The organism is Streptomyces sp. GbtcB6 (assembly GCF_019091475.1).
GTDB classification, from domain to species: Bacteria; Actinomycetota; Actinomycetes; order Streptomycetales; family Streptomycetaceae; genus Streptomyces; species Streptomyces hyaluromycini.
This window is the reverse complement of record NZ_JAGXJL010000028.1, coordinates 21,476-40,003: the sequence shown is the minus strand read 5'-3', so window position 1 is coordinate 40,003 and position 18,528 is coordinate 21,476. Positions and strand designations below refer to the sequence as shown.

Here is an 18,528-nt window from a genome sequence, read left to right as displayed (position 1 = left end):
CCCGCGCCCCTTCGGGGCGCTCAGGCCGCCCCGAACGCGGCGAACGCCCAGCCCGTCGCCTGGTGGAGTGCGTCGCCCGGCAGGGCGGCCCGGGCGTCGCGCAGCGCCTCCGCCAGTGACAGCCCGGCGCCCAGCCCCTTGTGCAGGGCCAGCATCAGCGGGACCACGGCCGCGTCGTTGACGGGCGCGCTGCTCGCCACCACCCCGGCCGTGCCCAGCGGCAGCAACGCCGTGACCAGGCCGAGGAGTTCATCGGCGCCCACCGAGGCCAGCCGGGCCGTGTCGCAGCTGGAGAGGATGATCCGGTAGGGGCTGCGGGCGAGGCGTTCGAAGTCGTGCACGATCAGCGGGCCGTCGGCCATCCGCAGCGAGGAGAAGAGCGGGCTGTCCGCCCGGAACGTGCCGTGCGCGGCGATGTGGGCCAGCGCGGCGCCGTCCAACTCCTCCAGTACGCGCGGGACCTGGGCGTCGTCGTGCTCCAGGATCCGCGCCGCCGCGTACTGGCCCGCCACCTCGGGCACCTCCGCGCCCCCGGTCGCCAGCCCCGGCCCGCGGACCAGCACATGGCGGCCGCCCGGCGGCGGCTCGGTCTCCCGGGCCCGCAGCCAGCTCCCCGCCGACGGCGACACGCTGAGCACCCGCTCCCGAAGGGAGGGAAGCAGCGCCCAGGGCACCCGGTGCAGCGCACCCGGCGGGACGATCACCACCGGCCCGGAGCCGAGCTGGTCCGCCGCCGCACCCAGCAGCAGCTCCTCCAGCCGCTTCCCGGCGGCCTCGACCACCGGCAGCCGCCCCTCCGCCCCCGGGTGCGCGAGCCGTCGCAGCCCCGCCTGGACGTGCTCCGCCTCGCCGACCGCCTCCGCCAGCCGGCCGCCCACGAAGCGCCGTACCCGGCCCTGTCCGCACAGCAGGATGTGCACCCGGCCGTCCAGGACGGCGAGTTCGACCAGCCGGGCGTTGCCGAGCCGGTCCAGGAGACGGGCCGGGTCGAAGCGGTCGCCGCCGCCGGGGGCGTCACCCCGGGTGTGGTGGGTGCGGGAGCGGATCTCCCGTTCCAGGCGCCGCTGCTCACGCTCCAGGGCGGGCACCGGACGCCGCTCCCGGCGGGCCTCCTCCGCGCGCGAGGCGATCTCCCGGAACGCGGTGAGCGAGGCGAGCAGGGCCGGGTCCGCGGGCGGCCGGGTCGGGGGAGTGGACAGCACCGTGGCCCGCCAGCGCTCGCTCCACTCCAGCAGGCGGCGCGGCCCGCCGTGCACGAGGCTCGCCTGCTGGGCCAGCGCGGCCAGTTCGGCGCCCTGCGCGGTGGCCCGCGCCCGCAGCTCCGAGGCGCCCAGCGTCATCCGGTGGTCGTCCAGGACGTCGAGGCCGCGCCGGCACGCCTCCAGGACACCCCGGCCCGAACCGGCCGCCCGGGCCCGCAGCGCCTGTGCGGCCCAGCCGGTCATCCGGGCCAGCGGCGGTCCGCCGTGCCTGCTGCGCGCGGCCACCGCGAGATGCCGTTCCGCGTCCGCCGTCCAGCCCAGCGCCAGCGCGATCCGCCCGGCGAGCAGCGAGGCCTCCGGCGCGGCCGGCGCACCGAAGGACGCCAGCTGGTCGGCGACCGCCGCCGCGTCCTGCACCAGCCGCCCGGACGCGGCCCCGCCCGCCACCCGCGCCTCTATCAGCACCAGCCGCGCATGCGTCTCCCACCAGCTCCGCCGCTGCCCCGAGAACAGCCGTACGGCGACGGCGGCACGGGCGATCGCGGTCTGCGCGTCCCCGGTCGACAGCGCGGAGCGGGCGGCGGTCAGCAGCAGTTCGGCCTTGCGGGTGGACTGCCCGCCGATCCGGTCCAGGGCGGCGATCGCCGCGTCCGCCTCGGCCAGCGCCTCCGGGGCCAGCCCGGCCGCCATCAGCACGTCGCAGCGCGCGATGTACAGCATGAACGGCGGGGTGCCCAGCTCGTCGTACCGCTCCTTGGCCTCGGCCAGCAGCCGCAGCGCCGCCGGGATGTCGCCGGACCGGTACGCGGCCAGGCCCCGGTTCTCCACGGCGACTGCCTTGTCGTGCTCCTGGCCCGTCGTCTCCCACAGCCGCTCCGCCGCCGTGAAGTCCGCGTCCGCCCGCTCCACCGCGCCCATCGCCAGATGCACGGTGGCCCGCACGCTCAGCGCCCGCGCGGTCCAGATGACGTCGTCGGCCTGCCGCAGTACCGGTATCGCCCGCCGCAGGTCCTCCAGGGCCTCCTGGTGCCGGCCCAGCACCCACGAGGCGAACGCCCGCCGGTACAGCACCCGGGCCCGGGTGTGCCCGTTGCCCCGGGCCACCCCGCGGTCCAGCGCGGCCAGTCCCTGCCGGGTGCGCCCCGCATGCACCAGGGCGACTCCGAGAGCGGCGAGGACGTCCGCCTCCCGGTCCGCCGAGTCCGCCCGGGCCGCGAAGTCCCGGGCGCGCCGCAGATGGTCGAGGGCCACGGCAAGGTCCCCGAAGTCCCGCTGCCAGATGCCGATGACCTGGTGGGCGACGGACGCGTCCAGTGGCGTCGGATCTGACCGAAGGACCTGCTCCGCCCGCGCCAGGGCCTCGCCGGGGGCGGCGAACACCATCGGCAGCAGTTCCGTAACCGAATCGCTTCGCGCAGTCACCCCTCGGATGGTACTGGCCTGGGCATACATGCCCCACTGGTTTGGCGCTGTATCAAGCGGCGGGCCCGTGACTCTGACTGAAGAACGCCGTTACCGGGGGAGGACAGGCCATGGCACCTCAGCGATTCCATGAGCAGTTCGAACAGATCCAGCGCTCCATGCCGGACGTTCCACTGGCGATGGGGCCGGACGACGCCGCCGAGTTCCTGTACGAGAAGGGGGTCGTCCTCGCCCGCGACGGCGAGGAGGCACGGATCGTCGAGGACACCGTGCGTGCCCACTTCACCGCGACCACCGGACTGGTCGCCGACCAGGTGCGCAGGGCAGGACCGGAGGCCAACCGCACCGGGGTCACCCGCATCCAGGTCGGTGACCCGAACCACGGCGACCGCACCGGCGACCGTGCCGTCGGGCACGCGCTGCGCGCCCTGCGGGAGGCGGAGGGCCGCACCGGGCGCCGCCTGGTCAGCCGCAACCACGTGGTGTCCACCACCCCGAACGCCAACTCCTGCAACCCCTGCGAACCGCTCCCCGCCCTGCTCACCCAGATCCCCAACCCGCAGCCCGTGGCGGGGAGTTACGACCCGGACACCGCCGTCAGCGTGCTGGTGATGGACACCGGTCTTGTGCACGACTACCGCTCCTACCCGCTGCTCGACCGCGTCAAGGGCGACCCGCAGCTCACCGAGACCGACGCCGACGGCATCCTCCAGCAGTACGTCGGCCACGGCACGTTCATCGCCGGTCTCATCGCCGCCCTCGCCCCGAACACGGACATCACCGTCACCAACACCCTGAACGACGCGGGTGCCATCCTGGAGTCCGAGTTCGGCGCCAAGCTGTTCGAGGCGGTCGACCAGCACGGCTGGCCGGACGTCATCAGCCTCTCCGCCGGCACCTCGAACGGCAGCGCCGACGGACTGCTCGCCGTCGAGGCCTTCATGGACGCCCTGCGCGACCAGTCCACCCTGCTCGTCGCCGCCGCCGGCAACAACGGCAGCGCCACCAACTTCTGGCCCGCCGCCTGCGCCGGCCTGTCCGGCTACGAGAACACCGTTCTCTCGGTCGGCGCGTTGCGCAGCGACGGCGAGTACGGCGCCTGCTTCACCAACCACGGCAGCTGGGTGAACGTCTACGCCCCCGGTGAGCAACTCATCGGTGCCATGGCCGGCTTCGACGCACCCGTGCCGTACGTGTACCAGCACACCACCTACGACGCCTGCCGGTTCGGGTTCACCTACGCCTGCACCTGCCAGTACCCGCGCCACACCGGCGTGTTGACCGACACCGGGACGACCGGCCCCGGCAAACCGGACCAAGTGATGTTCGAAGGGTTCGCACAGTGGAGCGGAACATCGTTCGCCACCCCCATCGTGGCCGGCCTCGTCGCCGACCGGATGAGCACCAGCAAGGAGCCCGACCCGCGCATCGCGCGCACCCAACTCCTGGAGAACATCACGGAGTACGCCGAGGTGCGCGGTGCCCATGTACCGGCGCTCCGCCCGGCCAGCTGGCAGCCGGTACCGGTCGTAAGGCTGGCTACGACGGCCTGAGTTCCGGCCCGGGTTCCGGAACACTCCCCTCCACGGCGTACGATGACTTGCCGTACACGAGGGGTGGGACCGTGGACCGAGCAGAGGTCGGCGCGTTGGTCCAGTCCGCCGTCGACGGCGACGCGGCGGCCTGGAAGGCGCTCGTGGAGGGGCTGAGCCCACTGGTGTGGTCCGTGGTGCGCGCGCACCGGCTCTCCGACGCCGACGGGCACGAGGTGTACCAGACCGTGTGGTTCCGGTTCGCCCAGCACCTGGGCCGGATCCGGGAGCCCGACAAGGCGGGCTCCTGGCTGGCGAGCACGGCGCGCAACGAGTGCCTGAAGGTGATCCGGGGACTGACCCGGCTGCTGCCGACCGACGATCCCCAGGTCCTGGACCGGGTCAGCGAGGACCGTACGCCCGAACAGTCCCTGATCGACGCGGAGGACGAGGCGGACGAGGCGGAGCGGATCCGCCTCGTCTGGCAGGAGTTCGAGGAACTCGGCGACCGCTGCAGGCAGTTGCTGCGTGTCCTGATGGCCTCGCCGCCGCCCAGCTATGTCGAGGTGTCCGTCGCGCTGGGCATCGCCGTGGGCAGCATCGGCCCGCTGCGCCAGCGCTGTCTGCGCCGGCTGCGGGCCCGGCTCGACGCGAGGGGTGCGGTGTGAGCGACCACGACTTCCCGGCCGACGAGGGCTTCGACGACGCCGAGTTCGACGCGGACCTCCTGGAGGAGGAACTGCGTCGCGCGGCCGCCGTCCTCGACCCGCTCCCGGCCGAGCTGCTGCAACTGGCCATGGACGCCTACGCGCTGCACGACCTGGAGGCCCGGGTCGCCGAGCTGACCTTCGACTCCCTGGTCGACGCCATCCCCGTCAGAGGTGTCGAGGACCCGCCCCGGATGCTGACCTTCCGGGCGGGCGAACTGACCGTGGACGTCGAGGTCACCGGCGACGGGCTGCTCGGCCAGTTGCTGCCCCCGCAGTCCGCGCGGATCGAGGTGCTCGGCGGTCCGGCGGCGGCCCGCCCGCTCACCGTCGACGGCATGGGCCGCTTCGCCTGCGACACCCCGCCCGCCGGGCCGTTCGCGCTCCGGCTGCGCACGGGCGGGGACGTGATCGTGACGGAGTGGCTGCGGGCGTGAAGCCGCGCCCGCGTGCACGACCTCGCCCTGAACCGGCGGCGGGAAGCCCCGCTGCCGGCCCGCGGCCCACGCCCGGACTTCCCGGCCGCAGCGGGACTTCATACGGTTGCGGAGCGGCCGGACGGTCGGTGTGACGGGCTCGGCGGTCTGTTCCGGTCCGGCCGCCGGTCACCAGGTGACGGGCAGCGTCCGCGGCCCCCGGATCATCGTCTTGCGGCGCCACTCCACCCCCTCGGCCGGCACCGCGAGCCGCAGCCCCGGCAGCCGGTCGAGGAGGGTGTCGACCAGCAGTTCGGTCTGCAGCCGGGCCAGGACCGCGCCCGTGCAGTAGTGCGCACCGTGGCCGAAGGCGAGGTGCGGGTTGGGGTCGCGGTCCGGGTCGATACGGTCCGGGCCGGGGAAGACGGCCGGGTCGCGGTTGGCGGCGAGGTAGGAGACGTACACCGGGTCGCCGGCCGTGATCCGGGTGCCGTCGCCCAGCTCGACGTCCTCCAGGGCGATCCGGGCGAGCCCCACCGTGCTGCGGTGCGGGATCCAGCGCAGCAGCTCGTCCAGGACCGGCCCGCGCTCCGCCGGCCGCTCCCGCATCCGCGCCATCAGCTCCGGCCGCGTCAGCATCAGGAACAGCATCTGCCCGCAGTTGTGGGTGACCGCCTCGCCGCCGATCTGCAGCGGACCGGCCAGCCCGACGGCCTCCTCCTCGCCGATCTCGCCGCGGGCCACCGCGACCCCGAGCAGCGAGTACACGTCGTCACCCGGACTGTCGGCACGCGCGCGTACCGCCTCGGTGATCCACCCGTACAGCCCCTGCTTCGCCGCGCCGGCGGCCTCGACCCCGCCCGAGGTGGAGATGATCTGCCGGGTCCAGGCGTGCACCCGGTCCCGGTCCGCCTCCGGCACCCCCATCACCTCGCTGACCACGGTGATCGGGAACGGCTCCAGCACCCGCTCGACCAGATCGGCGGGCGGCCCGTCCCGTACGACCCCGTCGACCAGTTCGTCGAGGATCTCCTGCGCCCGGGGCCGCAGCCGCTTCATCGCACCGACCGTGAAGGCACCGGCGAGCGGCTTGCGCAGCCGGTTGTGGTCGGGCTGGTCCGCCCAGGCCAGCGAGCCCGGCCGGGGCTTGAAGTGCGGGGCCAGCCGGGTCACCTGGCGCCGGGTGACCTCGGCACGGCTGAACCGCGGATCGTTGGTGACGGTCCTGACGTCCTCGTACCGGGTCGCGAGCCACGCCCAGCCCTCGCCGTACGGCAGCCGGATCCGGGTGACCGGCCCCTCCGTCATCAGGGCGGCGAGGACCGGGTCGAAGTCCGTGCCCTCCAGCTCGAGCGCGGGCCAGTCCCGCACCGGCGGCGCGGCCTCGCAGACGGGCGGAAGCGGCTCAGCCGTCGCGGGCGCGGTCGTCTCCGTGGCCGTCGGCGCGGTGATCTCCGTGGTCATGTCTCCACGGTCGTACGGCCCTCACCCCGTGTCCTGCCGGAATGCTCCAGCCGGAGGGTCAGCGGCCGGCGGCGTCCACCAGCGCGGCGAGGGCGGCGGCGAGCCGGTCCGCTCCCGGGCCCGCCGGACCGCCGGGCTCGGTCATGTAGAGGTCCCGCCGGATCTCCACCATCAGTGCGGAGACCCGCGCGTCCGTCCCGTAGAACTCCAGCGGCACGTAGGTGCCGCCGAACGGGCTGTCCAGCCCCGTCTCCCCGCACCCCGCGAAGGCCGTGCGGGCCGCCTCCGTCAGCCCGGCCGGGGTGTGGAAGGCGTCCGTGCCCAGGCACACCGGCGGCCGCGGCCCCGCCCCGTGCAGCTCGTAGGGCAGCGCCCGGCTCGGATAGGAGTGCACGTCGATCACCACGGCCCGCCCGGTCGCGGCCAGCCGCCCGGCGACGGCCTCCGTCATCGCCCGGGCGTACGGCCGGAAGTACCGCTCGACCAACGGCCCGGGGTCGGACGACTCGTCCCGCAGCACACCCCGGTGCGTGGTCCGCGTGTACACGGCCCCCATCCCGACGGCGAGCATCTCCTCCCGCTCGTCCGGGAACCGCTCAGGGTCGACGACCAGCCGGGACAGCCGGTTGACGAACCGCCAGGGGGTCACCCCGGCCAGCTCGGCCGCGGCCTGAGCGAGCTCCGCCGTGTGCGCGTCCGTGATGTGGTCCAGCTCCCGCTCCAGCGCGGCGTCGTCGAGCACGATGCCGGCCCGTACCCCGGCCGGGATCGTCCGCGCCGAGTGCGGCACGTGCAGGATCACGGGCGACCCGGCGGCGCCGGGCAGGAGTGCGTACGACGGCTGGGACACGGGCGGCTCCCGGGGCGTTGGCAGTGGCAGGTGCGGGATCAAGGTGTCACATCGACGACGGACGGGGCGGGGCAGGGCGGTTCCTCGTCCGGCTCCGCGAGCGCATCGAGGCGGCCCGCCCCGCCGGCCGGCCCGTGCTGAGCCCTCAGCCGAGCAGCTCCCGCACCAGCGCGCCCACCTGTTCCGTCTCGATCAGGAAGCCGTCGTGGCCGTACGGCGACTCGATCACCCGGAGCCGGTCCGCGGCCGGGATCAGCGCCGCCAACTCGGCCTGCTGGGCCGGGGGATAGAGACGGTCGGAGTCCACGCCCGCCACCAGGGTGCGGGCCGTGACCCGGCCGAGTGCGGCCCGCACCCCGCCCCGGGCGCGGCCGACGTCATGGGCGTTCATCGCCTCCGACAGCACCACGTAACTGCCCGCGTCGAACCGTCTCACCAGCTTGGCGGCATGGTGGTCGAGGTACGACTCGACCTGGTAGCGGCCGCCGTCGAAGGGGTTCTCGGCGCCCTGCGGGGTCCGGCCGAAGCGGATCGCGAGCTCGGGTTCGCTGCGGTAGGTGACATGGGCGATCCGGCGGGCCTGGCCCAGGCCGGTGTGCGGGGCGCGTCCGGTGCCGTGGTAGTCGCCGCCCTGCCAGTCGGGGTCGGTGCGGATCGCGGTGAGCTGGACGGCCGACCACGCGATCTGCTCCGCGCTCGCCGCGGCCGTCGTGGCGAGCAGCAGCAGGGCCGCGGCCCGCTCCGGGTACGTCACCGCCCACTCCACGGCCCGCATCCCGCCCATCGAGCCGCCGACGACCAGCGCCCACCGCTCGATGCCCAGGACGTCGGCCAGCCCGGCCTCGGCGGCGACCTGGTCGCGCTGGGTCAGGAAGGGAAAGGCACCGCCCCAGGACCCGCGCCCGTCGGCCCGCTCCGCGGCCGGTCCGGTGCTGCCCTGGCAGCCGCCCAGCACGTTCGGGGCGACGACGAACCAGCGGTCGGTGTCCAGCGCCAGCCCCGGCCCGATCACGCCCTCCCACCAGCCAGGGGTCGGATGCCCCGGCCCGGCGGGCCCGGCGACATGGCTGTCCCCGGTGAGCGCGTGCAGCACGAGCACGGCGTTGGCGGCATCGGGGGCGAGCCGGCCCCAGGTCTCGAACGCCAGCCGTACGCCGGGAAGTTCACCGCCCGCCTCCAGCGGCAGCGGCTTCTCCGCCGCGTACCACTGCCGACGACCCGGCGGATCCCCCTCCCGCCAGGCCCCGCGGACCGGCGGAAGGGGGAGGGGAACCTCGGGATGCGGTACGGCGTTCAGGACGCCGCGCCCTTGGCGGCGCGGAATCCGGCCTCCAGGTCGGCCTTGAGATCGGCGAGGTTCTCGATGCCGACCGACAGGCGAACCAGGCCCGGCGCGGTCCCGGTCGCCGTCAGCTGCTCCTCGTCCAGCTGGCTGTGGGTGGTGGACGCCGGGTGGATGATCAGGCTCCGGACGTCACCGATGTTGGCGAGGTGGCTGAACAGCTCGACCGCGTCCACGAACCGCTTGCCCGCCTCGATGCCGTCCCGCAGTTCGAAGGAGACGATCGCGCCGGCGCCGCGCGGCAGGTACTTCTGCCCCGCCTCGTACCAGCGGCTGGACGGCAGGCCCGGGTAGTGGACGGCGGCGACCTCGTCGCGCTGCTCCAGCCACTCGGCCAGCGCCTGGGCGTTGGCCGAGTGCCGCTCCAGCCGCAGGCTCAGCGTCTCCACGCCCTGCAGCAGCAGGAACGCCGAGTGCGGGGAGAGCGCCGGGCCGAGGTCGCGCAGCAGCTGCACCCGCAGCTTGATCGCGTACGCGCCCGGGCCGAGCGCCGGCCAGTAGCGCAGGCCGTGGTAGCTGGGGTCGGGCTCGGTGAAGTCGGGGAAGCGGTCGGAGTGCGCGCCGAAGTCGAAGCTGCCGCCGTCGACGACCACGCCCGCGATCGTCGTGCCGTGCCCGCCGAGGAACTTGGTCGCCGAGTGCACCACGATGTCCGCACCGTGCTCGAGGGGCCGCAGCAGGTAGGGAGTCGGGACCGTGTTGTCCACGATCAGCGGTACGCCCGCCGTGTGCGCCACGTCCGCGACCGCCCGCACGTCGAGCACGTTGCCGCGGGGGTTGCCCAGCGTCTCCGCGAACAGCGCCTTGGTGTTCGGGCGGACCGCCGCCCGCCAGGCCTCGGCGTCGTCCGGGTCGTCCACGAAGGACACCTCGATGCCGAACCTCGGCAGCGTGTGCCGGAACAGGTTGTAGGTGCCGCCGTAGAGGGACGTGCTCGACACGATGTGGTCGCCCGCGCCCGCCAGCGTCAGGATCGCCAGGGTCTCCGCGGCCTGTCCGGACGACAGCGCGACCGCCGCGACCCCGCCTTCCAGGGCGGCGATCCGCTGCTCGAAGACGTCCTGGGTGGGGTTGTGGATGCGGGTGTAGATGTTCCCGGGTTCGGCGAGCGAGAACAGGTCGGCGGCGTGCTGCGTGTCCCGGAACACGAACGACGTCGTCTGGTAGATCGGCGTCGCCCGGGCGCCGGTCGTCGGATCCGGCGCGGCCCCGGCGTGGACCTGCCGGGTCTCGAACGACCAGGCCGAGGTGTCGGGCCCGGCGGGCGCCTCCTCGGGTGTGTGACCGGCGGTGACGGAGTCGATGGGCTGGCTCATGGTGCTGCTCCTCGTGCGGGAAGGCAGGACGGCGTGCGCGTACGGGCACGCGTCGGCAGAACTCGGCAGAACAGGGGAACGGGAGAGGGCGTGGGAAGGGCCGGAGCGGGGCGTCAGCTCTCGGCGCGACACCCTGTGGTGGTGACACGCACGTGGTCGACTTGACGTCGGGTCACAAGCACCGTCATGGGTCGAGCGAACCACAGCGGGTCACCGCGGACCAGCCACGCGACACGCGTGACACGCAGACTTCACGAACGACATACGTGTGTCACGCCGGGCGCCCCGTGTGGCCGGTGTGACGGCGGCGAGGACGTCTCACGAGGTCCACGTCCATGTCGTCGAGGATGTCGGCCACAAGGGCTGCCGGCCTTGGACGCGTTCCTGACGCTCGGTCGGGAAACGGCGGTCCGGGCGTACCGCCCCTCCGGCGTGATCGTTGCGATCGGCCTGGTCTTTCGCCTGTGGATACCCGATCCGCGGCCCGGCAACGGACGATCAAGCGGGGTGGGGCGCATGGCCGGGGTGGACGACGGGGCGGGCGGCTTGCCGAGGCGCGCACGGTGTGCATAGTGAGTGCTGTGTCCGTCCCGGGCGGGCGCGGGCGGAGGGGGAAAGCCGTGGTGCGCTACGTTCACCATCAATTGACAACCGTCGTCGAGGCGGGGGTCGCCATGGCCGTCACCGCGCCTGTGGTCCTGGGCGTGCGCGGGCTGCCGCAGGTCGACACCTTCAAGGTGGCTCTCTTGCTGTACTTTGCAGGGGCCAGCGCGTTCTTCGGCCTGCTGGCGGTTTCGACCGGGTCAAGGTGGCTGGGCGGAGAGAAGCGCGATTTCGAGAGCGCAGTCCCCCTGGCCGACCCCGAGGCGGTACTCCCCGCCTCGCGTGAGTCCTGGCGCCGCAGTTTTGACGGAGTCTTCGCTGTCCTCGTCGGACTGCCGTCCCTGGTTTTCGGCCTGATCTGGAGTCCCTGGGCCATCGGTTGGGCGGTCTTCTTCGTGCCGGAGCGGATCGTCAAGGGCGTGTACGTGTTCCTCTGGGAGCGGCGCCACGGCGTACTCCTGTGGCGTGGCCAGGTCGAGGAACAGCCCCTGGGCAAGGACCAGTTCCTCTATTCCTCACCGCGGATCGCGACGCCCGGGTGACTTCGCTCTGCGCGGCGGGGGCTGAGGGCGCCGTCCGTGCCGTAGAAGTGGCCCTGGTCGCACAGGGTGTCGATCTCGGCGTTTTCTTCCTCGCTCAGTTGTGCATCCAGCGCGACGCTGAGGACGCGTCGGGCGCGGGCCAATCGCCGAGCGACATCCCAGTCGGCGACGAATCTGCCGACGGTGTGCTCGTCGGCGGTTCCGGATGCCTGGCGGGATCCGAGTCGGTCGAGGGAGACGACGAACTCGTTCAGGTCCTGCAGCACTGCGACGACCTCGCTGAGGGGCACGCGGATCTCTCGGGAGGACATGTCCATCAGCCGATTCAACACGACCGTCGACGCCTCAGTCGGCACCGCCGGCCGGAGCCTCCTGCCATCCGGGCAGGGTGAGTTCGTCGTCGCGAAGCGACCACGCCGGGGAGTGGCCGGACGGCGGGCCGGCGAGGACCCGCAGCTGCTGCGGCCGGTAGTCGTCGTGCGCGTCCTCGACGCGGAAGCCCGCCGAGGCCAAGACCGCGGCCATCGCCTGCATCATCGCGGCTCCGACCGCACTGGCATGCCGCAGGACCGGCTCGTCCAGTTGCTTCAGCCTGAAGGCGCGCATCGCGCAGGCCCGCAGGCGAGGGCTTGCCTGCCAGGCCACGAATACGCCGCCCGCCGCGTCGGCACCGTCGTCGATGTCCACCTCGGCACCGCCGGCCAGGACCGGGTCCAGCCCCGGCGCGACCACGGGCAGGCCCGCGGCCGCCAGCTCGTTGCGGACCTTCCAGGCGAGCGCGTCCAGGGCCGCGGACTGTTCAGTACCCACTCGTTCGAACACTCGATCAATCTAGCCAACCGCAGCACGGAACCCCTGATGACTGTTCTGACGCGGCGCCCGAAGCCGTCCGAGCGCTCCTGGCCGAGGAGGCCGCCGGCCGGGATGGGGCAGACATCCGCACCGGCGTACCCGGGCGGCCTTCCCGACCGGAAAGACCTTCCACATCTGTGAGGAGGGACCGTTGCCCGGTTCACCGCCGAGGACCTCGACGCGTCGGTGCGACGACACCGCGTCGAACAGGGGGAGATCCAGCCCTCGACGTCAGACTGAAGGGCGGGGTCGGGAGTCGAGCTCGGCCGCGCGTGTCCGCAGCTCGCTCAAGGCCGCTACGGCATGGAGCGCGAACGGTTCGCCGTCGTCCGACTCCAGCCGGCGCTCGACGGCGATTCTGAAGGCGAGCATCCCCACTTCCGCCCCCAGCCGGGCGGTCAGCTCGTCCGTGCCGCGTGCGCGCAGGGCGGCGCTGACCGCCCCGGCGATCCTGGCGTGCTTGAGCAGTCCCCGCTCCTGCACTTCGGTGTTGGCCGCGACCACCAGCACGCGCTGGGCGGTCCTGGCCCGCTGCTGCGGGGTCATCGCGGCCTCGGCGGCCGCGAACGCGGCCTGCAGGCACTCGGCGGGCGTCGCATCCGGCGAGGCACCACGGATGGCGTCCCCGAACAGCCCGGCCAGACCGGCTGGTCGGAAAGCTCGACGCCACCGCCGACCGGACGGCCGGGCGGCTGCGGGTCGACGCCGTCCACCAGGACGTGCCGTTCACCAAGGCCATGAGCGCCGAGATCGGCCGGGAGATCGAGGACCTGGCGCGATGGCTGGAGCTGGAGACGCCGCCGGGGTGACGGGGCCGGACAGGGCTCCGCCCCGGCGGGCGGGGTGCCTGCCGGGGCGGAGACTTCGAGAGGCGGCTTCGGCTCAGAGGGCCGCGAGCGCCGCGTTCCAGGTGGCCGACGGGCGCATGACCGCGTCCGCCTTGGCCTTCTCGGGCTGGTAGTAGCCGCCGATGTCGGCCGGGGAGCCCTGGACGGCGAGCAGCTCGTCGACGATCTGCTGCTCGTCGGCGGCGAGCGACTCGGCGAACGGCGCGAACGCCTTGGCCAGGTCGGCGTCGTCGGTCTGGGCGGCCAGCTCCTGCGCCCAGTACAGGGACAGGTAGAAGTGGCTGCCGCGGTTGTCGATGCCGCCGACGCGACGGGTCGGGGACTTGTCCTCGTTGAGGAAGGTCGCCGTGGCGCGGTCGAGGGTGTCGGCGAGGACCTTGGCGCGGGCGTTGCCGGTGAAGTCGGCGTACTGCTCGAAGGACGGCACCAGGGCGAAGAACTCGCCGAGGGAGTCCCAGCGCAGGTAGTTCTCCTTGACCAGCTGCTGGACGTGCTTCGGCGCGGAACCGCCGGCGCCCGTCTCGAACAGGCCGCCGCCCGCCATCAGCGGGACGACCGACAGCATCTTGGCGCTGGTGCCCAGCTCCAGGATCGGGAAGAGGTCGGTCAGGTAGTCACGGAGCACGTTGCCGGTGACGGAGATGGTGTCCTCGCCGCGGCGGATGCGCTCCACGGACAGCTTGGTCGCCTCGACGGGGGAGAGGATCCGGATGTCCAGGCCCTCGGTGTCGTGCTCCGCCAGGTACTGCTCGACCTTGGCGATCAGCTGCGCGTCGTGCGCACGGCCCTCGTCCAGCCAGAAGACGGCCGGGTCGCCGGTGGCGCGGGCGCGGGTGACGGCCAGCTTCACCCAGTCCTTGATCGGCGCGTCCTTGGTCTGGCAGGCGCGGAAGATGTCGCCGGCGGCGACCGGCTGCTCGATCACGACGTTGCCGGCCGCGTCGACCAGGCGGACCGTGCCGGCGGTGGCGATCTCGAAGGTCTTGTCGTGGGAGCCGTACTCCTCGGCCTTCTGCGCCATCAGGCCCACGTTCGGGACCGAGCCCATGGTGGACGGGTCGAAGGCGCCGTGGGCCCGGCAGTCCTCGATCACGGCCTGGTAGACACCGGCGTAGGAGGAGTCCGGGATGACCGCGAGGGTGTCGGCCTCCTGGCCCTCCGGGCCCCACATGTGGCCGGAGGTGCGGATCATGGCCGGCATCGAGGCGTCGATGATGACGTCGGAGGGCACGTGCAGGTTGGTGATGCCCTTGTCCGAGTCGACCATCGCGAGGGCCGGGCCCTCGGCGATCTCGGCGTCGAAGGAGGCCTTGATCTCGGCGCCCTCGGGCAGGTTCTCCAGGCCCTTGAGGATGCCGCCCAGACCGTCGTTCGGGGACAGACCGGCCGCCTTGAGCGTCTCGCCGTGCTTCGCGAACGTCTTCGGGAAGAAGACGCGCACCACGTGACCGAAGATGATCGGGTCGGAGACCTTCATCATCGTGGCCTTCAGGTGCACGGAGAACAGGACGCCCTCCTCCTTGGCCCGCGCGACCTGCGCGGCCAGGAAGGCGTTGAGCTGCGCCACGTGCAGCACGGAGGCGTCGACGACCTCGCCCGCGAGGACCGGTACGGACTCCTTGAGGACGGTGGTGGTGCCGTCCTCGGCGACCAGCTCGATCTTCAGCTTGCCGGCCTCGGAGATCACGGCGGACTTCTCGGTGGAGCGGAAGTCGTTCTCGCCCATGGTCACCACGTTGGTCTTGGACTCGGAGGTCCAGGCGCCCATGCGGTGCGGGTGGGTCTTGGCGTAGTTCTTGACCGAGGCGGGGGCGCGGCGGTCCGAGTTGCCCTCACGCAGGACCGGGTTCACGGCGGAACCCTTGATCTTGTCGTAGCGGGCGCGGATCTCGCGCTCCTCGTCGGACTTCGGGTCGTCCGGGTAGTCCGGCAGCGCGTAGCCCTTGCCCTGGAGCTCGGCGACGGCGGCCTTCAGCTGCGGGATCGACGCCGAGATGTTCGGCAGCTTGACGATGTTGGCCTCGGGCGTCTTGGCCAGCTCGCCGAGCTCGGCCAGGGCGTCCGGGATGCGCTGGTCCTCGTTCAGGTACTCGGGGAAGACGGCGATGATGCGGCCGGCCAGCGAGATGTCGCGGGTGTCCACGGCGACACCGGCCTGCGAGGCGTACGCCTGGATCACCGGCAGGAACGAGTGCGTCGCGAGGGCCGGGGCCTCGTCTGTGTAGGTGTAGATGATGGTCGAGTCAGTCACCGGGTGCTCCGCTCCACGTCTGCAACATTGCTCGACATCAAGATATCTCGTGATCGACCCATGCTCGACAGGGGTCCGCGACTCGGAAGATCCGGTTGTCCGGTTGTCGTACGGCGGGCAACCGGATCGGTCAAAAGGGTGGTCATGACAAACGAGCCACCACACGAGCCACCACCGACCCGGCGGCCGGACCGACCACCCGGCCCGCCCGAGCGAAAGCGGACCATGAGATATCGCACCAGAGTGACGGCCCCGGCGGCCGCCCTGCTCGGCACGGCGACCGTCCTGGCCACGGGGGCCCCGGCCCTCGCGCGTCCCTTCTCCGCGGGGGAGAAAAGCGGCGCCGCGAGGGCCGGGGGCAGCACACCGGCCCCGGGCCCGGAAACCCTCGGCGACCCCGTCTACCCGGCCCTCGGCAACGACGGCTACCGGGTCCTCGCCTACGACCTCGACCTCGCGTACGACGCCACGACCCTGCTGGTCGACGCCACCGCGACCCTGCGCATCCGCACCATCCAGGACCTGTCCCGCTTCTCCCTGGACGCCCTGGGCCTGGACGTGTCCGCCGTACGGGTGGACGGCCGGGACGCCGCCTTCGAGCAGGCGGACGAGAAGCTGCGGATCACCCCGGCCCGGCCGTTGTGCGAGCGGGACGACGTCACCGTGTGCGTGACCTACACGGCCGACCCGCGCCGCACCCTCCCGCACACCGCGTGGGTGCCCACCCCGGACGGCTTCGCGATCTGCCCGCAGCCGAACTCCGCGCACACCGTCTTCCCGTGCAACGACCACCCCTCGGACAAGGCGGACTTCACCTTCCGCGTCACCGTCCCGAGCGGTCTGCGCGGCGTCGCGAACGGCCTGCTCACCTGTGTCGAGAACCTCCCGGGCGACCGGACGGCGTACTCGTACCGCTCCCGCTCGCCGATCGCCACCGAACTCGTCCAGATCACCGTCGGCGACTACGTGGTCAAGGACCGGCCGGGCCCGCACGGCCTGTCGCTGCGGGACGTCGTCCCCACGGCCCGCGCCGCCGCCCTGGAGCCGGCGCTCGCCCTCACCGCCGGCCAGGTCGCCTGGCTGGAGGACCGGCTCGGCGCCGCCTTCCCGTTCGAGACGTACGGCCTGCTGCCCTGCAACTCCGACGACCCGAACGCCTTCGACTTCACAGGACTGGAGACCCAGACTCTGACCTTGTACAAACCGAACTTCCTGCTCCAGGCGGAGCCGAAGATCGGCTCGCACATGATGCACGAGCTGGTCCACTCCTACTTCGGCAACCTGGTCTCCCCCGCCACCTGGGCCGACCTCTGGCTGAACGAGGGCCACGCCGACTTCTACGGGCTGCTCTACCGCTACGAACGCGGCTGGCCGGACTCGCTGGGCCTGACCACCATGGAGGCCCGGATGAAGGACACCTACGCCCGCGGCGACCAGTGGCGCCACGACTCGGGCCCGGTCGCCGCCCCGAACGAGGTCGACCTCTTCGACAGCCAGCGCTACCTCGGCGGCGTCCTGGTCCTGTACGCCTTCCGCGAGCTGGTCGGCGAGGACGCCTTCCACACGGTCGAGCGCACTTTCCTGGACCGCTTCCGGCGCCGCTCGGCCTCGACGGAGGACTACATCGCGGTGGCCGGCGAGGTCACCGGCCAGGACCAGTCGGGCTTCCTCCGCGACTGGCTCTACGGCACGACGACCCCGCGCATGCCCGGCCACCCCGACTGGACGGTCACCCCGGTGACCCCGGCCCTCGCCACCCCGCACAGCCTGCGCGGCGGCCACCACCACGAGAACTCGGCCACGCTGTAGGCGCGACCGGCAGGGGGCTAGGGCCTGTCGTTTGGATCAGGTCGGCCTGACTCACGATGCCTTGCCGACCGACCCGAGCGGGGCGTGGTGCGTGCAGCTGCAAGGCGGAGGAGGGCGGCGACGCGGAGCGTCGACAACCGACGACAACGCCGCAGATGTGCGTGCCACGCCCCGCGACGCCGGCATGATCCAAACGACAGGCCCTAGTCGATGCGCGGCGGACCCGCGGGCATCTCGTCCGTGACGCGCTGCTGCGGGATCACCACGGCCCCCTGCTGGAGCGCCACCGTGCGGGCCGGAGCGGGGATGCGGATGCCCTCCTCGCGGTAGCGGCGGTGCAGGCGCTTGATGAACTCGTGCTTGATCCGGAACTGGTCGCTGAACTCGCCGACGCCCAGGATCACCGTGAAGCCGATCCGCGAGTCCCCGAAGGTGTGGAAGCGGATGGCCGGCTCATGGTCCGGGACCGCGCCGGTGATCTCGGTCATGGTCTCGGCGATGACCTCGTGCGTGACCCGCTCGACATGGTCCAGGTCGCTGTCGTAGCCCACACCCACCTGCACCAGGACCGTCAACTGCTGCTCGGGACGCGTGTAGTTGGTCATGTTGGTCTTCGCCAGCTGGCCGTTGGGGATGACCACCAGGTTGTTGGAGAGCTGGCGGACGGTCGTCTGGCGCCAGTTGATGTCCACGACATAGCCCTCCTCGCCGCTGCTCAGCTGGATGTAGTCGCCCGGCTGGACGGTCTTGGAGGCGAGGATGTGGACGCCCGCGAAGAGGTTGGCCAGGGTGTCCTGGAGGGCGAGCGCGACCGCGAGACCGCCCACGCCCAGGGCGGTGAGCAGGGGCGCTATGGAGATGCCCAGCGTCTGGAGCATCACCAGGAAGCCGATCGCCAGGACCAGCACCCGGGTGATGTTCACGAAGATCGTGGCCGAACCGGCGACCCCGGAGCGGGACTGGGTGACCGACTGCACCAGCCCGGCGATCACCCGTGCCGCCGACACCGTGACCGCGAAGATGAGCAGCACCTTCAGGCACTGGTCGGTGTGGTGCTGGACCGTCCTCGTCAGCGGCAGCACCGCCGCCGCGGCCGCCGCGCCGCCCGCGATCGCCGCCCACGGGACCACCGTGCGCAGCGCGTCCACGACGACGTCGTCACCGCTCCAGCGGGTCCGCTTGGCGTGCTTGGCCAGCCAGCGCAGCATCCCGCGCGACAGAAAGGCCAGCAGCAGGCCCGCCGCGAGGGCGATTCCGGCCAGGACCAGGTCATCGACGGTGAGCGCTCGGTTCACCGGTTACCTCCCATTCGATTGTGCAACCGCTCATCCTGCCGTATCCGTACGGAGGTTCGTACCGGCTGCACCCGGGT

General features: G+C 72.5%; 15 protein-coding genes. 5 read left to right on the top strand and 10 right to left on the bottom strand.

The window, feature by feature from the left end:
* Positions 1-20: 20 nt before the first annotated feature.
* Positions 21-2,585, bottom strand: a complete 2,565-nt coding sequence (locus KVT45_RS36120; protein ID WP_217553473.1) for a CHAT domain-containing protein — start codon at positions 2,583-2,585, stop codon at positions 21-23.
* Between the two features lie 149 nt (positions 2,586-2,734).
* Between KVT45_RS36120 and KVT45_RS36115 the strand changes: the two genes are divergently transcribed.
* The 3 genes from KVT45_RS36115 to KVT45_RS36105 are packed head-to-tail and all read left to right on the top strand — an operon-like array spanning position 2,735 to position 5,300.
* On the top strand, positions 2,735-4,177 hold the full coding sequence (locus KVT45_RS36115) for a S8/S53 family peptidase (protein WP_217553392.1): 1,443 nt from the start codon (positions 2,735-2,737) through the stop codon (positions 4,175-4,177).
* A gap of 47 nt (positions 4,178-4,224) precedes the next feature.
* A complete protein-coding gene (locus KVT45_RS36110) occupies positions 4,225-4,824 on the top strand; it encodes an RNA polymerase sigma factor (protein WP_217553391.1) in 600 nt (199 codons plus the stop codon).
* The gene (locus tag KVT45_RS36105) at positions 4,821-5,300 is read left to right on the top strand and encodes a hypothetical protein (protein WP_217553390.1); all 480 of its coding nucleotides are present in this window, start codon (positions 4,821-4,823) and stop codon (positions 5,298-5,300) included. Before KVT45_RS36110 ends, KVT45_RS36105 begins: the two co-directional genes overlap by 4 nt.
* A gap of 168 nt (positions 5,301-5,468) precedes the next feature.
* Here KVT45_RS36105 and KVT45_RS36100 read toward each other — a convergent pair whose 3' ends face one another.
* The 4 genes from KVT45_RS36100 to KVT45_RS36085 all read right to left on the bottom strand — a co-directional run bounded on the left by KVT45_RS36100 (position 5,469) and on the right by KVT45_RS36085 (position 10,251).
* Entirely contained in the window at positions 5,469-6,743 is a 1,275-nt protein-coding gene (locus KVT45_RS36100) for a cytochrome P450 (RefSeq protein WP_217553389.1), read from the bottom strand.
* A gap of 58 nt (positions 6,744-6,801) precedes the next feature.
* Entirely contained in the window at positions 6,802-7,593 is a 792-nt protein-coding gene (locus tag KVT45_RS36095; protein WP_217553388.1) for an N-formylglutamate amidohydrolase, read from the bottom strand.
* Positions 7,594-7,738: 145 nt separating this feature from the next.
* Positions 7,739-8,890 (bottom strand): homoserine O-acetyltransferase, encoded by a 1,152-nt coding sequence (locus KVT45_RS36090; RefSeq protein ID WP_217553472.1) that lies wholly within the window; start codon positions 8,888-8,890, stop codon positions 7,739-7,741.
* Complete coding sequence (locus KVT45_RS36085) at positions 8,887-10,251, bottom strand: bifunctional o-acetylhomoserine/o-acetylserine sulfhydrylase (RefSeq protein WP_217553387.1); 1,365 nt, start codon at positions 10,249-10,251, stop codon at positions 8,887-8,889. The genes KVT45_RS36090 and KVT45_RS36085 overlap by 4 nt, the downstream gene beginning before the upstream one ends.
* 620 nt (positions 10,252-10,871) lie before the next feature.
* On the opposite strand from KVT45_RS36085, the gene KVT45_RS36080 reads away from it, so the two are divergent.
* On the top strand, positions 10,872-11,396 hold the full coding sequence (locus tag KVT45_RS36080) for a hypothetical protein (RefSeq protein WP_217553386.1): 525 nt from the start codon (positions 10,872-10,874) through the stop codon (positions 11,394-11,396).
* Here the strand turns inward: KVT45_RS36080 and KVT45_RS36075 are convergent.
* The 4 genes from KVT45_RS36075 to KVT45_RS36060 all read right to left on the bottom strand — a co-directional run bounded on the left by KVT45_RS36075 (position 11,363) and on the right by KVT45_RS36060 (position 15,347).
* Complete coding sequence (locus KVT45_RS36075) at positions 11,363-11,707, bottom strand: hypothetical protein (RefSeq protein ID WP_217553385.1); 345 nt, start codon at positions 11,705-11,707, stop codon at positions 11,363-11,365. The two genes, KVT45_RS36080 and KVT45_RS36075, sit on opposite strands and share 34 nt — an antisense overlap.
* 34 nt (positions 11,708-11,741) lie before the next feature.
* Positions 11,742-12,206 (bottom strand): hypothetical protein, encoded by a 465-nt coding sequence (locus KVT45_RS36070; protein ID WP_308310965.1) that lies wholly within the window; start codon positions 12,204-12,206, stop codon positions 11,742-11,744.
* A 273-nt stretch (positions 12,207-12,479) separates the two neighbouring features.
* Positions 12,480-12,794, bottom strand: coding sequence for a hypothetical protein (locus KVT45_RS36065; RefSeq protein WP_217553383.1), 315 nt, complete (start codon positions 12,792-12,794; stop codon positions 12,480-12,482).
* A gap of 336 nt (positions 12,795-13,130) precedes the next feature.
* On the bottom strand, positions 13,131-15,347 hold the full coding sequence (locus KVT45_RS36060) for an NADP-dependent isocitrate dehydrogenase (RefSeq protein ID WP_217553382.1): 2,217 nt from the start codon (positions 15,345-15,347) through the stop codon (positions 13,131-13,133).
* A 225-nt stretch (positions 15,348-15,572) separates the two neighbouring features.
* On the opposite strand from KVT45_RS36060, the gene KVT45_RS36055 reads away from it, so the two are divergent.
* Positions 15,573-17,156, top strand: a complete 1,584-nt coding sequence (locus KVT45_RS36055; protein WP_217553381.1) for a M1 family metallopeptidase — start codon at positions 15,573-15,575, stop codon at positions 17,154-17,156.
* A 203-nt stretch (positions 17,157-17,359) separates the two neighbouring features.
* Here KVT45_RS36055 and KVT45_RS36050 read toward each other — a convergent pair whose 3' ends face one another.
* Positions 17,360-18,451 (bottom strand): mechanosensitive ion channel family protein, encoded by a 1,092-nt coding sequence (locus KVT45_RS36050; protein ID WP_217553380.1) that lies wholly within the window; start codon positions 18,449-18,451, stop codon positions 17,360-17,362.
* Between the last annotated feature and the right edge of the window lie 77 nt (positions 18,452-18,528).

Coding starts and splice junctions, on each gene's coding strand:
- KVT45_RS36120 (WP_217553473.1), bottom strand. CDS start 2,585: ATGGTGTTCGCCGCCCCCGGCGAGGCCCTGGCGCGGGCGGAGCAGGTC.
- KVT45_RS36115 (WP_217553392.1), top strand. CDS start 2,735: ATGGCACCTCAGCGATTCCATGAGCAGTTCGAACAGATCCAGCGCTCC.
- KVT45_RS36100 (WP_217553389.1), bottom strand. CDS start 6,743: ATGACCACGGAGATCACCGCGCCGACGGCCACGGAGACGACCGCGCCC.
- KVT45_RS36085 (WP_217553387.1), bottom strand. CDS start 10,251: ATGAGCCAGCCCATCGACTCCGTCACCGCCGGTCACACACCCGAGGAG.
- KVT45_RS36075 (WP_217553385.1), bottom strand. CDS start 11,707: ATGTCCTCCCGAGAGATCCGCGTGCCCCTCAGCGAGGTCGTCGCAGTG.
- KVT45_RS36065 (WP_217553383.1), bottom strand. CDS start 12,794: ATGACCCCGCAGCAGCGGGCCAGGACCGCCCAGCGCGTGCTGGTGGTC.
- KVT45_RS36055 (WP_217553381.1), top strand. CDS start 15,573: ATGAGATATCGCACCAGAGTGACGGCCCCGGCGGCCGCCCTGCTCGGC.